Consider the following 13,905-nt stretch of genomic DNA (forward strand, 5'->3'; position numbering starts at 1 on the left):
CAAAATCATGTCAAGTATCTGACGCAACCACCAGTTCCCTGGTGTTGGCGCAGTATTCGCGCACCCCGGCTTGACCGGGGTCATTTTTTTCCAGCCGCCGCTACCCAGGCTTTCAATACCGCCACATCGTGTTGCCACTCAGACTTCATCTCTTCAACCCATTCACCGACGTTATCTGACCACGCAGGTAAATCGGGCGACTGGATCTGCTGTCCAAGCTGCTGCAAATGGCGTAAGCCAATAGAGCCCGCTGCGCCTTTGATTTTATGGCCTTCCTCAACGATGCCTTTCTTATCGCGGGCAGTGAGGTTAGATTCCAGCACCGACAGGTAGCCCGGCATCATCTTCTCAAACACGGTTAAACCGTCGGTAATCAGCTTCGGCCCAACCAGTTCGATGTACTGTTCCAGCATCGGAATATCCAGCAGCTGCTGCGATTTACCACTCTCAACAGGGGTCACGGCACTCTCCTCTTCGTCTTCAACGGTATCCCAGAATTTCTTGATCATCGCCGTCAGGGCCGGTACCGAGAGCGGTTTACTCAGCACGTCGTCCATGCCTGCGTCCATATACTCTTTTTTGTCTTTCAGTACGTTAGCCGTCAGAGCCACCAGTGGCGGCAGATCGTCGGCGTGGTATTTACACGTCAACTCGCGGGAGATATCCAGCCCGGTCATGTCCGGCAACTGAATGTCCAGCAGCACCAGGTCATATTCACCCGGAGTGAACATCTCCAGCGCGGCTTTACCGGTCATGGCGACATCAACGCTATTACCCAGCTTCTCGAGCACCGAGCGGGCAACAATCACGTTCAGTTCGATGTCTTCCACCAACAGTACGTGCAGCGCTGGCAGCGGCATATCGTCTTCTTCAAAAGCATCTTCCACTTCTTCAGCCACCGCCGGCGCATGCACCGTCAGGGTAAAGACCGAGCCGTGTCCCGGCTGGCTGGAAACTTCTATATCACCACCCATACTTTTCGCCAGGCGGCGTGAGACAGCAAGGCCAATCCCGGTGCCGGTAGCCGGTTTGCCACCCTGACTGTCTTTCACCTGATAATACATGGCGAAGATTTTATCCTGCTCTTCCTGCGGAATACCGATGCCGGAATCTTCGACCTCAAAGTGCAGCATATCGCCCACGTCGTAACGCACGCGCACCACCACATTGCCCTGCTGAGTAAATTTCACGGCGTTGCTAATCAGATTCCACAGGATCTGGCGCAGACGGGTACCGTCGGTAATCACTTTATGCGGTAGCGGCAGCGTCGGCTCCATCACGAAGCGTAGCCCTTTCTGCTGCGCCTGCAGACCGGAGAGGTTTTCCAGATCGGCCAGAAAACCGGTGAAGTCGACAGGCTGGTTATCCAACTGGACTTTCCGCCGTTCCATTTTGTCCATATCGATAATATCGTTAAAGATATTACCCAGCGTCACCGCCGATACGTGGATGGTTTTCAGGTATTTCTCCTGCTCGGCGGTCAAATGGGTGTCGAGCAGAATACGGCTCAGCCCGACGATACCGTTTAGCGGCGTACGCAGTTCATGGCTGATGGTAGAGATAAAGGTGGTTTTATCGCGGCTGGCGCGCTCAAGCGCATCCTGATAGCGCTTACGTTCGGTAATATCACGGCCAAAGCCCATCAGACCGTGGCGTTTACCCACACGATCGTAGTACGGCACTTTGCGGATCTCAAAGCAGGCTTTACGCCCGTCCGGATAATCAAGCCACTGTTCATAGGTCAGCGAAACATTATGACGGAAAACTTTCTCATCGGTTTCAATGACTTTAGCCGCTGCTTCTGGAGTGTAAACCTCTTCAGGGTGCAGGTGAATCAGCTGCTTCTCGCTTTTGCCGGTCAGCAGCTCCATGGCGCGGTTACAGCCAGAAAACTCTTTATCTTCATTGCGATAGAAAACCAAATCCGGCGAAGCATCAAGGAAAGAGCGCAAGAAGGAGGATTGTTGTTCGAGGCGGATCTGCGTCTCTTCACGCTCCTGCATCTCGATTTTCAGCTGCTCCAGCGTCACCTGGCGTTCGGCCTCGGCTTTTTCACGGTCGCTAATCTCCTGATTAAGCTGCGAGATGTTGTCCTTTAGCTGCACGTTCAGCTTCAGATCGCGCTCGCGCATCTCTTCGAGTTTCTCCACCAGACGAGACAGTCGTTGCCGCGACTCCTCAAGCTGTTCGACGACTACCGACAGGAAATAGACCGCCCACGGGGTGATCAGCAGGCCAAAGAAGATGGAGCGGATAACATCAATGCTTTCCACCTGGCCATGCAGCACCATGGTCACCGCCATTTGTACGACGATGGCCAACACCACCAGCGCCAGCGCCAGCAGCAAAGAGAAACGTACCAGACCCAACTTCATCATCAGGTCGACGTAATACTGCGCCAGCATACGGATTTGCTTCATGAGGAGTTCCTTAACAACGACATCGCTCAATAATACTCAATTCTGGGCGCGGCGCGGTAGGTTGTACGAAAAATGCGAGGATTATCTGTGAAATGGGCGACATGCAGGGAATGAGGGCGACAGTCTGGTGCCGGCCTACCGCACCGGGAAATCCCGGTGCTAATGATGGGGCTGCGTCAATGCGCGATAGGCATCAAGCGGGCTGCACCCACGGCGTACCCAGTGCCGATCCCTGCACGCCGTGCTCATTGAGGTACTTATCCAGCTCGACCATCCCGGTCCAGCGGTTTTCACACCACAGCGGCGCCAGCAGCGTTGGGCGGCGAGCGCTGGCGGAGATGCGGTGATAAATCACCTCCGGCGGCGTATGGCGGATCATCTCACCGGCGGTGATCGTATAATCGTCCAGTTCGATTCCATTCAAACGCCCGGCTTGCCAGGCCTTCGCCATAATGCTGCCGGTCACGATATGCAGCGGGTGCAGTTTAATACCGTCGACGCCTGTCTCAACCACCTGTTTAAGCGTCTCCAGACACTCGCCCTGCCCTTCCCCCGGCAGGCCAACGATAAGGTGGCTGCACACCTTCAGGCCGCGCTCACGCGCCAGACGCGTCGTTTGCTGATAGCAGGCGAAATCATGGCCACGGTTGATACGATGCAACGTTTTGTCGTGTGCGGTTTGCAGACCCAGCTCCAGCCATACCTCATAGCCCTGCTCATGATATTCGCTCAGTAGGTCAAGCACGGCCTCTGGCACGCAGTCCGGCCTCGTCCCTACGCACAACCCAACGATATTGGCCTGGCTTACCGCCTGCTGGTACATCGAGCGCAGCACCTGCACTTCGGCAAAGGTACTGGTATAGGCCTGAAAATAGGCCAGATAGCGTTTGGCGCGGTTCACCAGCTGCGCCTGATGCGCCAGTTGGTCGGCAATCGACTTGTGCTGCTGCGCTTCATCGGCAAATGAGGCTACATTGCAAAACGTGCAGCCCCCACGCCCGATGGTGCCATCGCGGTTTGGACAGCTAAATCCACCATGCAGCGTCAGTTTATGGACCTTTTCGCCATATCGACGCGTAAGATCGCCACCAAACATATTGACTAATTTTTGTAACTGCATAATCTGATAGACCGGCCTGAAGAAAGGGGCCAAGCCTGCCATTTTTAGTCTCGATCGGCGATGACCTGGATCAATCGCCATGAAGACCGCTTACCTCATTGCATAACAACTCAAAATAACTGCAATTTCATTCACAAGTAATGCGATTATTTTTGCTTATATCTGCCGACAAATTTGCAATAATCCACCCGTTGTTGAAAAACAGAGTGATCCTATATCCCCACACTCAATGCCAGCATTAAATTCTGCTTATCAACAAAAAAACAGCGTATGACGATTATCTCAGCGCTTTCATATAGTGAGACAGATCACACTCGCTGTGCCCCTTCATTCCGCCAGACGCGAGAAAAAATAGCCACATTCTCTTTTTTAATCATTAAGTTAACTAACTCATAGCACATTTTTGTATAAATAAGATTGCCATTTGACCTATGTATCGATTCCCGATAACTTGGAAATCCGCTGGAAGCTTTCTGGATGAGCAGCCTGCTCATCATATTTATGCAGTAATTGAGATTCCCTCTTAAGCAAGTCCTCAAACTTGTGTGACCTACGCGAAAAGGATAAAAGAGGGCGAATGCGAGGTAGGCAAAGAATGCCTTACCCCGTCGCCATGCTCTTGCTGTGCCTTGCGCGCAATCGATTAAGAGGGTCTCCCGTAGAGCCTGGGGAGGTTCACTGATATGTTGTACGATAAATCCCTTGAGAGGGATAACTGTGGTTTCGGCCTGATCGCCCACATAGAAGGCGAACCTAGCCACAAGGTAGTGCGTACCGCTATACACGCACTGGCCCGCATGCAGCACCGTGGTGCAATCCTCGCCGATGGTAAAACTGGCGATGGTTGTGGTCTGCTGCTGCAAAAACCTGACCGTTTCTTTCGCATCGTCGCTGAAGAGCGCGGCTGGCGCTTAGCGAAAAACTATGCCGTCGGGATGCTGTTCCTTAATAAGGATCCTGAACTCGCCGCTGCGGCCCGCCATATTGTAGAAGAAGAACTGCAGCGCGAAACCCTGTCTATCGTCGGCTGGCGCGATGTGCCAACCAATGAAGGCGTGTTGGGTGAAATTGCCCTCTCCTCTCTGCCGCGTATTGAGCAGATTTTCGTGAACGCCCCTGCGGGCTGGCGTCCACGTGATATGGAACGTCGCCTGTTCATTGCGCGCCGCCGTATCGAAAAACGTCTCCAGGAAGATAAAGACTTCTACGTTTGTAGCCTGTCGAACCTGGTCAACATCTATAAAGGTCTGTGTATGCCGGCGGATTTGCCGCGCTTCTACCTGGATCTTGCGGACCTGCGCCTGGAATCAGCTATCTGCCTGTTCCACCAGCGCTTCTCCACCAACACCGTGCCGCGCTGGCCGCTGGCGCAGCCGTTCCGCTACCTGGCGCACAACGGCGAAATCAACACCATAACCGGTAACCGTCAGTGGGCGCGCGCCCGTACCTATAAATTCCAGACCCCGCTGATCCCGGATCTGCATGACGCCGCGCCGTTCGTTAATGAAACCGGCTCCGACTCCAGCTCGATGGATAACATGCTGGAGCTGCTGCTGGCTGGCGGGATGGACATCATTCGCGCCATGCGTTTACTGGTTCCACCGGCCTGGCAGAACAACCCGGATATGGATCCGGATCTGCGTTCATTCTTCGACTTTAACTCCATGCACATGGAGCCGTGGGATGGTCCGGCGGGTATCGTTATGTCTGACGGTCGCTACGCTGCCTGTAACCTTGACCGTAACGGTCTGCGTCCTGCGCGCTACGTTATCACCAAAGATAAGCTCATCACCTGCGCCTCTGAAGTCGGTATCTGGGACTACCAGCCTGACGAAGTGGTGGAAAAAGGCCGCGTAGGCCCGGGCGAGCTGATGGTTATCGACACCCGTTCTGGCCGTATTCTGCACTCGGCAGAAACCGATGACGATCTGAAAAGCCGCCACCCGTATAAAGAGTGGATGGAGAAAAACGTCCGCCGCCTGGTGCCGTTTGAAGATCTGCCAAACGAAGAAGTCGGCAGCCGCGAGCTGGACGACGATACCCTCGCCAGCTACCAGAAACAGTTTAACTACAGCGCCGAAGAGCTGGACTCCGTTCTGCGCGTACTCGGCGAAAACGGCCAGGAAGCGGTCGGTTCAATGGGTGATGATACCCCGTTTGCCGTACTCTCCAGCCAGCCGCGCATTATTTATGACTACTTCCGTCAGCAGTTTGCGCAGGTGACCAACCCGCCAATCGATCCGCTGCGTGAAGCGCACGTGATGTCGCTGGCCACCAGCATCGGCCGTGAGATGAATGTCTTCTGCGAAGCGGAAGGCCAGGCGCACCGTCTGAGCTTCAAATCGCCGATTCTGCTGTACTCCGATTTCAATCAGCTCACCACGATGAAAGAGGAACATTACCGTGCTGACACGCTGGATATCACCTTCGATGTGACCGAAACCAGCCTGGAAGAGACGGTAAAAGCGCTGTGCGATAAAGCCGAACAGATGGTTCGCGATGGCACCGTGCTGCTGGTGCTCTCCGACCGTAACATCGCGAAAAATCGTCTGCCGGTACCGGCACCGATGGCGGTGGGTGCAGTTCAGGCGCGTCTGGTGGATAAGAGCCTGCGCTGCGACGCCAACATCATCGTGGAAACCGCAAGCGCCCGTGACCCGCACCACTTTGCGGTACTACTGGGCTTTGGCGCCACGGCAATTTATCCATACCTGGCCTACGAAACCCTGGGGCGTCTGATTGACACCCACGCTATCGAAAAAGATTACCGCACGGTGATGCTGAACTACCGTAACGGCATCAACAAAGGCCTGTACAAGATCATGTCCAAAATGGGCATCTCGACTATCGCCTCCTACCGCTGCTCCAAACTGTTTGAAGCGGTTGGTTTGCATGACGACGTGGTCAGCCACTGCTTCCAGGGCGTGGTTAGCCGTATCGGTGGCGCATCGTTCGACGACTTCCAGCAGGATCTGCTGAACCTGTCGAAACGTGCATGGCTGGCGCGTAAACCACTGGATCAGGGCGGCCTGCTGAAGTACGTCCACGGTGGCGAATATCACGCTTACAACCCGGACGTGGTGCGCACCCTGCAACAGGCGGTACAGAGCGGCGAATACAGCGATTATCAAGAATACGCGAAGTTGGTGAACGAACGCCCAGCAGCAACGCTGCGTGATTTGCTGGCGATTGCCCCGAACGGCGATACCGTTGATCTGGCTGACGTTGAGCCGGCCAGCTCGCTGTTCAAGCGTTTCGATACGGCAGCGATGTCTATCGGTGCACTGAGCCCGGAAGCGCATGAAGCGCTGGCGGAAGCGATGAACAGCATCGGCGGCAACTCTAACTCCGGCGAAGGCGGCGAAGACCCGGCGCGCTACGGCACCAACAAAGTGTCGCGCATCAAGCAGGTGGCTTCCGGCCGTTTCGGCGTGACGCCAGCGTATCTGGTCAATGCCGACGTCATTCAGATTAAAGTCGCTCAGGGTGCAAAACCGGGCGAAGGCGGTCAGTTACCGGGTGATAAAGTCACTCCGTATATCGCCAAACTGCGTTATTCGGTACCGGGCGTGACGCTTATCTCCCCGCCGCCGCACCACGATATTTACTCTATCGAGGACTTAGCGCAGCTGATTTTCGACTTAAAACAGGTTAACCCGAAAGCGATGATCTCCGTGAAGCTGGTTTCCGAACCGGGCGTCGGCACCATCGCCACCGGTGTGGCCAAAGCCTACGCGGATCTGATAACCATCGCCGGTTACGACGGTGGCACCGGGGCGAGCCCGCTTTCTTCAGTGAAATATGCCGGCTGTCCGTGGGAGCTGGGCCTCGTAGAAACCCAGCAGGCGCTGGTCGCGAACGGCCTGCGTCACAAGATTCGTCTGCAGGTTGATGGCGGTCTGAAAACCGGCGTGGATATCATCAAAGCGGCAATTCTGGGCGCAGAAAGCTTCGGCTTCGGTACCGGCCCGATGGTCGCGTTGGGCTGTAAATACCTGCGTATTTGTCACCTCAACAACTGCGCAACGGGTGTAGCAACCCAGGACGAAAAACTGCGTAAGAACCACTATCACGGTCTGCCGTTCAAAGTGACCAACTACTTTGAATTTATCGCCCGCGAAGTTCGCGAGCTGATGGCAAGCCTGGGCGTAACCCGCCTGGTGGATCTGATTGGCCGTACCGACCTGCTCAAAGAGCTGGAAGGCTTCACCGCCAAGCAGCAGAAACTGGAGCTGTCTCGTCTGCTGGAAACCGCTGAGCCGCATCCGGGTAAAGCGCTGTTCTGCACCGAGAACAACCCGCCGTTCGATAACGGCGTGCTGAACGCCCAGCTGTTGCAGCAGGCGAAACCATTTGTCGATGAGCGCCAGAGCAAAACCTTCTGGTTCGATATTCGCAACACCGACCGTTCCGTTGGCGCATCGCTGTCTGGCTATATCGCGCAGACGCACGGCGACCAGGGGCTGGCATCAGACCCTATTAAAGCGCACTTCAGCGGTACCGCAGGCCAGAGCTTCGGCGTGTGGAACGCCGGCGGCGTTGAGCTGTACCTGACCGGCGATGCCAACGACTATGTCGGTAAAGGCATGGCGGGCGGCCTGTTGGCCATTCGTCCTCCGGTGGGTTCCGCCTTCCGCAGCCACGAAGCGAGCATTATCGGTAACACCTGTCTGTACGGCGCGACCGGTGGTCGTCTGTACGCCGCGGGCCGTGCGGGCGAACGTTTCGGCGTGCGTAACTCCGGCGCGATTACCGTTGTCGAAGGTATCGGCGATAACGGTTGTGAATACATGACCGGTGGCATCGTCTGTATCCTCGGTAAAACGGGCGTTAACTTCGGCGCGGGTATGACGGGCGGCTTCGCCTACGTACTGGACGAAGACGGTGATTTCCGCAAACGCGTGAACCCGGAACTGGTGGAAGTGCTGGGCGTCGAAACCCTGGCGATTCACGAAGAGCACCTGCGCGGTCTGATTACCGAGCACGTGCAGTTGACCGGTTCATCACGTGGTGAAGAGATCCTGGCGAACTGGCCGGCGTTCTCCGCGAAATTCGCGCTGGTTAAACCGAAATCCAGTGATGTGAAAGCACTGTTGGGTCATCGTAGTCGTAGCGCAGCAGAGCTGCGTGTGCAGGCGCAGTAAGGGGTCATCATGAGTCAGAACGTTTATCAATTTATCGACCTGCAGCGCGTTGATCCGCCGAAGAAGCCGCTGAAGATCCGCAAGATCGAATTTATCGAGATTTACGAGCCGTTTTCCGAAGGCCAGGCCAAAGCACAGGCCGATCGCTGCCTGTCTTGCGGCAATCCGTACTGCGAGTGGAAATGTCCGGTGCATAACTACATACCAAACTGGCTGAAGCTGGCCAACGAGGGGCGTATTTTTGAGGCAGCCGAGCTGTCGCACCAGACCAACACCCTGCCAGAAGTCTGCGGTCGCGTTTGCCCGCAGGATCGTCTGTGCGAAGGTTCCTGTACCCTGAACGATGAGTTCGGAGCGGTGACCATCGGCAACATCGAGCGCTATATCAACGATAAAGCGTTCGAAATGGGCTGGCGTCCGGACCTGACCGGCGTGAAGCAAACCGGCAAAAAAGTCGCCATCATCGGTGCTGGCCCGGCAGGCCTGGCCTGTGCCGATGTGCTGACCCGTAACGGCGTGAAGGCGGTGGTCTTTGACCGCCACCCGGAAATCGGCGGTCTGCTGACCTTCGGTATTCCGGCCTTCAAGCTGGAGAAAGAGGTCATGACCCGTCGCCGTGAAATCTTCACCGGCATGGGCATTGAGTTCAAACTCAACGTCGAAGTGGGCCGTGATATTCAGGTGGATGACCTGCTGAAGGATTACGATGCCGTATTCCTCGGCGTCGGTACCTATCAGTCCATGCGCGGTGGTCTGGAAAATGAAGATGCCTCTGGCGTATTCGATGCTCTGCCGTTCCTGATTGCCAACACCAAGCAAATCATGGGCTTCGGTGAAACTACCGACGAACCATACGTCAGCATGGAAGGTAAACGCGTTGTAGTACTGGGCGGCGGTGATACGGCGATGGACTGCGTGCGTACTTCTATTCGTCAGAATGCGGCCCATGTTATCTGCGCCTATCGTCGCGACGAAGAGAACATGCCGGGTTCCAAACGCGAAGTGAAAAACGCGCGTGAAGAAGGCGTCGAGTTCCAGTTCAACGTCCAGCCGCTGGGCGTGGAAGTGAACGCTAACGGCAAAGTGTGCGGCGTGAAAATGGCGCGCACTGAGATGGGTCAACCGGATGCGAAAGGCCGCCGTCGTGCAGAAATCGTCGCCGGTTCTGAACATATCGTTCCGGCAGATGCGGTGGTGATGGCGTTTGGTTTCCGTCCGCACAGCATGGAGTGGCTGGCGAAGCACAGCGTGGAGCTGGATTCTCAGGGTCGTATTGTCGCGCCGGAAGGTAACGAGAATGCGTTCCAGACCAGCAACCCGAAAATCTTTGCCGGTGGCGACATCGTGCGTGGTTCGGATCTGGTGGTGACGGCTATTGCTGAAGGCCGTAAAGCCGCTGATGGGATCATGAACTGGCTGGAAGTGTAACGAGCGTTCCCCCTCACCCTAACCCTCTCCCTCAAGGGAGAGGGGATCGATAGAGCCAATACTCAAGCTTATGGTTTCTCTCCCTTCTGTGGGAGAGCTGGCCGATAGCGCCAATTCTCAAGCTTACGGTTTCTCTCCCTTCACTGAGAGAGAAACCTTTTTGCCCATCGTTACACCTGCGCGGTTTTCTCCCTCTCCCCGTGGGAGAGGGGCGGGGTGAGGGCTTCAGCGCGCACCTTGACCACGACCTTTTTAATTTCCACAACCTCATCCACCACACATCCCGGCTTATGCGGCTCCCCTGGCATAAACACCGCAAACATCCCCGGTCGTAGCGTCACGCTCTGCTGATTTTCCATTGCCGAACAAAGCTGATAATCCTCTTCCACATGCCACGCTTCGCACTGTCTTGCGGCTCCCGCGACGCCAAACAGAATCCGCTCCTCGCCGCTCAGCAACAGCTGGATATCAACGTATTGCGCATGCAGCTCCGCCTTTTTGCTTTCCGCTGGCTGCGTGGCAAACGCCATGACGTTCATAAAAATATCATCCCCACGCAGCTCATAACGCCCAGGCACCTGTTCCTGCGGGCGAGCGATTAACGCTAGCGTAAGCGCTTCGACCAATACGGGATGTAGTCCCGCAGAGCCCAGAGCCTGAATGTCCCCTGTTACCATTATTTGTCTCCCTGAGCCAACAGCGCGGCCCCCAGTAATCCGGCGTCGTGCCGGTAATATGCGGGTTGTAACCGAACCTGATAGGCCAGCGGTTCCTGCGCCAGATAAGCGTCAACCTGCGTTAGATAACCTTCCGCTAACCCAACGCTGCCGCCAATCACCACGCACTGACAGTCGGTGGTCGCCTTCACATCGGCGATGAGTCTCGCCAGCGTCTGCGCCGAACGGTGAATCAGCTGTGCCGCCTGTTCATTACCTTCTCCTGCGCGGAGAAAGATGGCTTTAGCATCACATCCCGCCAGTTCACCCTGCGCGGCAGCGGCAATCCCGCGCCCGGAAGCAATTGCCTCCACGCAGCCGCGACGGCCGCAGCCACACATCGGCCCGTCAGGCTCGGCTAGCGTATGACCCAGATGCCCTGCCAGCCCACCTGAACCGCAAACCAATTTACCGTCGAGCACCACGCCGCCGCCGACACCGGTCGAGACGGTCAGAAACACCATATCGCGATAATCACCGCCCAACGCCCGGTATTCCGCCCATGCCGCAGCCTGGGCATCATTCACCGCCAGCGTGGGCAGACCCGTTATCGCAGCCAGCGTTTCCGTCAGCGGGAAATTAAGTAATCCACCCAGATTTTGCGGATTGATAGCCAGCAGCATGCCGTCACGAATCATCCCGGTCGATGCGATTGCCACGCGGTCCGCTCGTGGGAAGAGCGGCGAAACCAGCGTCCGTAACGCCGCGTGAAGCGCATCAGGAGTTTGGCTGGCGGGCGTAGGTAATTCGCGGCGTTCAAGAAGATTCAACGCATCATCCACCAGCGCGGCGGCCAGTTTGGTCCCACCGATATCAATCGCCAGCGTCGTCATAGCACCGCCTGTTTTAACGCCGTGTTGTACCACTGGCAGATGTGCTCCAGACGGGTAATTGCCGAGCCCACCGTCACCGCCCACGCGCCGCATCGCATTGCCTCTGCCGCCTGTGCTGGCGTGTTGTAACGCCCTTCGGCAATGACCCGGCAGCCGGCATCACTTAATGTTTTCACCAGCGCAAAATCGGGTTCATCAGGGACTGATGGGGTGGTGTAGCCGGAGAGCGTGGTACCGATAATGTCAGCCCCCAGCCGCTGGCACGCCATGCCATCTTCAAAGCTTGAACAATCGGTCATTGCCAGTAAACCGTGCTGGTGAACGATCGCCAGCAGCGAGGCTACGGTGGCCGGGCGCACACGGTCGGTACCGTCGATAGCGATAATATCGGCACCGGCCTGCACCAGCGCGCTCACATCATCAGGGAAAGGGGTAATACGCACCGGCGAATCGTCGAGATCGCGCTTGAGGATGCCGATTATCGGGATGGAAACCATCGCACGCGTAGCGCGTAAATTGGCGATACCTTCGATACGCACGGCAACGGCGCCCGCCTGCTCCGCCGCCAGCGCCATCGCGGCCACAATGTCAGGTTTATCAAGCGGGCTGTTGGGAACCGGCTGGCAGGAGACAATCAGGCCACCAGATTGCGCAATTTGTTGATTAAGCTGTTCAAGTAAAGACATCATCACTTCCTCATGGAATTGCCCGACAGACGTCGGGCTCCCTGGTTAACTTTTACTTTTCACTAAACCACTTTTGCTACTGCCGAGCGGCACTGCACCGCTAAACGGCCTGCCGTCGATGGCATCGTGGGTGCGCAATGCTTCCGGACGGATCCACCGCTGAACGCGCGTCGGCATATCGAGGCCAATCAGTAGGATCACCACAAAGGTCAGGCTGAAGGAGAGCGAACCCAGTGCGGTTCCCAGATCCAACCGTTGCGCGATCAACGCGCCGAGGATCGGCGCCAGCGCACCGCCAAGCGCACCGACGTTGTAGGTAAAGCCCAGCCCCGCCGCACGCTGGTCGGTATCGAAATAGCCGCCGATGAGTTTCGGTAAGATCCCCGAGATCCCCTGCCCCAGCATCTGCTGGAAGAAGAGTAAGAAGCCCAGCACCCAAACGTTGGTGCCGCCAATCGCAAACACCGGGATGATCAGCAGCTGCGAAGCCAGCAGGCTGCAAACGTAGGCTTTACGGGTGCCCAGCCAGTCGCCGAGGAAACCACCGACGCAGCAGCCTACCGCGGCGCCGAAGCCGCTAAAGAACAGCACGTTGGCAACGGTGTGTGGGTCATAGGCCAGTTCGGTTTTCAGGTACGTCGGCAGTAAGGCCTGAATCGGCCATGAGTAGAGGAAGGCGAACAGCACCACCACCATCAACATCACCCCGGTCGGCCAGCGTTTCCCGCTGCTTTGCACCATAAAGCTGATGAAGATAATGGCGCAGACCAGGCCTAGCAGCGCCACCAGCCCGGCAATGCGCGCTTCACCGGCAAAGCAGTACCACAACGACGCCCCCGCCACACAGGTCATGATAATGTTCATCACCCGATACTGGCCGCGGTAGAGAATATCGACCATGGTGCGCACCGGCGCTTTGCCTTCGTGCTTCTGCTTCCAGTCTTCCGCTTCCGGGATGTTTTTACGCAGCCAGAGGGCGAATACGATCGGTACAATGCCGATGAAGAAGAGCGCTCGCCAGCCCCAAACGGGAACTACCAGGCTATAAACCTGTGCCGCGATAACTGCGCCAACGGAGAAACCGGAAATCAGGAAACCACTGGCCTTATTACGCAGCTGCTTCGGCCAGCTTTCGATGACGTAGGTGGCGCTGGAGCCGTATTCCCCCGCCATCCCCATACCGATAACCAGACGGGCAATGAACAACGAGGTGTAGCCAGGCGCGAAACCGCAGGCGAGCGTGCCCGCAGAGAAAAGGATAATGCTGGTCACCATCGCCAGACGACGGCCGTAGCGATCGCCCATGGCGCCAAGCATCAGGCCGCCAAACCAGCGGGAGATAAAGGCGGCGGAAATCAGGCTTGCCGCCTGGATCGTCGTTAAACCAAACTCGCCCTGGACTTCGGTCAGCACCAGCGCGATTAAGACAAAATCAAAACCATCAAGCAAATACCCCAACCAGGCGGCGGAAAATGCCCGCCACTGTGCCCGGTTGAGATGGCGATACCACGGGATGTTCTGGGTTGTTGTACTCATGGTGAGTCTCCCGCGGTGGGCG

8 protein-coding genes are annotated in these 13,905 nt (G+C 56.6%); 2 read left to right on the forward strand and 6 right to left on the reverse strand.

Annotated features, from left to right (window positions below; all coding sequences use genetic code 11):
* Nucleotides 1–80 precede the first annotated feature (80 nt).
* Both arcB and LZ634_RS13215 read right to left on the reverse strand, forming a co-directional pair.
* Complete coding sequence (arcB, locus tag LZ634_RS13210) at nucleotides 81–2,420, reverse strand: aerobic respiration two-component sensor histidine kinase ArcB (RefSeq protein WP_234505808.1); 2,340 nt, start codon at nucleotides 2,418–2,420, stop codon at nucleotides 81–83.
* A 193-nt stretch (nucleotides 2,421–2,613) separates the two neighbouring features.
* A complete protein-coding gene (locus tag LZ634_RS13215) occupies nucleotides 2,614–3,540 on the reverse strand; it encodes a TIGR01212 family radical SAM protein (protein ID WP_234505811.1) in 927 nt (308 codons plus the stop codon).
* 683 nt (nucleotides 3,541–4,223) lie between these two features.
* Between LZ634_RS13215 and gltB the strand changes: the two genes are divergently transcribed.
* Nucleotides 4,224–8,684: a glutamate synthase large subunit gene (gltB, locus tag LZ634_RS13220; RefSeq protein WP_234505814.1), complete on the forward strand. Its 4,461-nt coding sequence runs from the start codon at nucleotides 4,224–4,226 to the stop codon at nucleotides 8,682–8,684.
* Nucleotides 8,685–8,693: 9 nt separating this feature from the next.
* Nucleotides 8,694–10,112 carry a glutamate synthase small subunit gene (locus tag LZ634_RS13225; RefSeq protein ID WP_234505816.1) on the forward strand — a complete coding sequence of 473 codons (1,419 nt, stop codon included), beginning with the start codon at nucleotides 8,694–8,696 and terminating at the stop codon, nucleotides 10,110–10,112.
* Between the two features lie 170 nt (nucleotides 10,113–10,282).
* Here the strand turns inward: LZ634_RS13225 and nanQ are convergent, their stop codons facing one another.
* The 4 genes from nanQ to LZ634_RS13245 are packed head-to-tail and all read right to left on the reverse strand — an operon-like array spanning nucleotide 10,283 to nucleotide 13,883.
* A complete protein-coding gene (gene nanQ, locus LZ634_RS13230; RefSeq protein WP_234505819.1) occupies nucleotides 10,283–10,789 on the reverse strand; it encodes an N-acetylneuraminate anomerase in 507 nt (168 codons plus the stop codon).
* Nucleotides 10,789–11,661 carry an N-acetylmannosamine kinase gene (gene nanK, locus LZ634_RS13235; protein WP_234505822.1) on the reverse strand — a complete coding sequence of 291 codons (873 nt, stop codon included), beginning with the start codon at nucleotides 11,659–11,661 and terminating at the stop codon, nucleotides 10,789–10,791. The genes nanQ and nanK overlap by 1 nt, the downstream gene beginning before the upstream one ends.
* Nucleotides 11,658–12,347: an N-acetylmannosamine-6-phosphate 2-epimerase gene (locus LZ634_RS13240; protein ID WP_234505906.1), complete on the reverse strand. Its 690-nt coding sequence runs from the start codon at nucleotides 12,345–12,347 to the stop codon at nucleotides 11,658–11,660. The genes nanK and LZ634_RS13240 overlap by 4 nt, the downstream gene beginning before the upstream one ends.
* Before the next feature lie 45 nt (nucleotides 12,348–12,392).
* Nucleotides 12,393–13,883 (reverse strand): MFS transporter, encoded by a 1,491-nt coding sequence (locus tag LZ634_RS13245; RefSeq protein ID WP_234505825.1) that lies wholly within the window; start codon nucleotides 13,881–13,883, stop codon nucleotides 12,393–12,395.
* Between the last annotated feature and the right edge of the window lie 22 nt (nucleotides 13,884–13,905).

Source organism: Kluyvera intermedia (genome assembly GCF_021440345.1).
In the GTDB taxonomy this organism is placed as follows: domain Bacteria; phylum Pseudomonadota; class Gammaproteobacteria; order Enterobacterales; family Enterobacteriaceae; genus Kluyvera; species Kluyvera intermedia_A.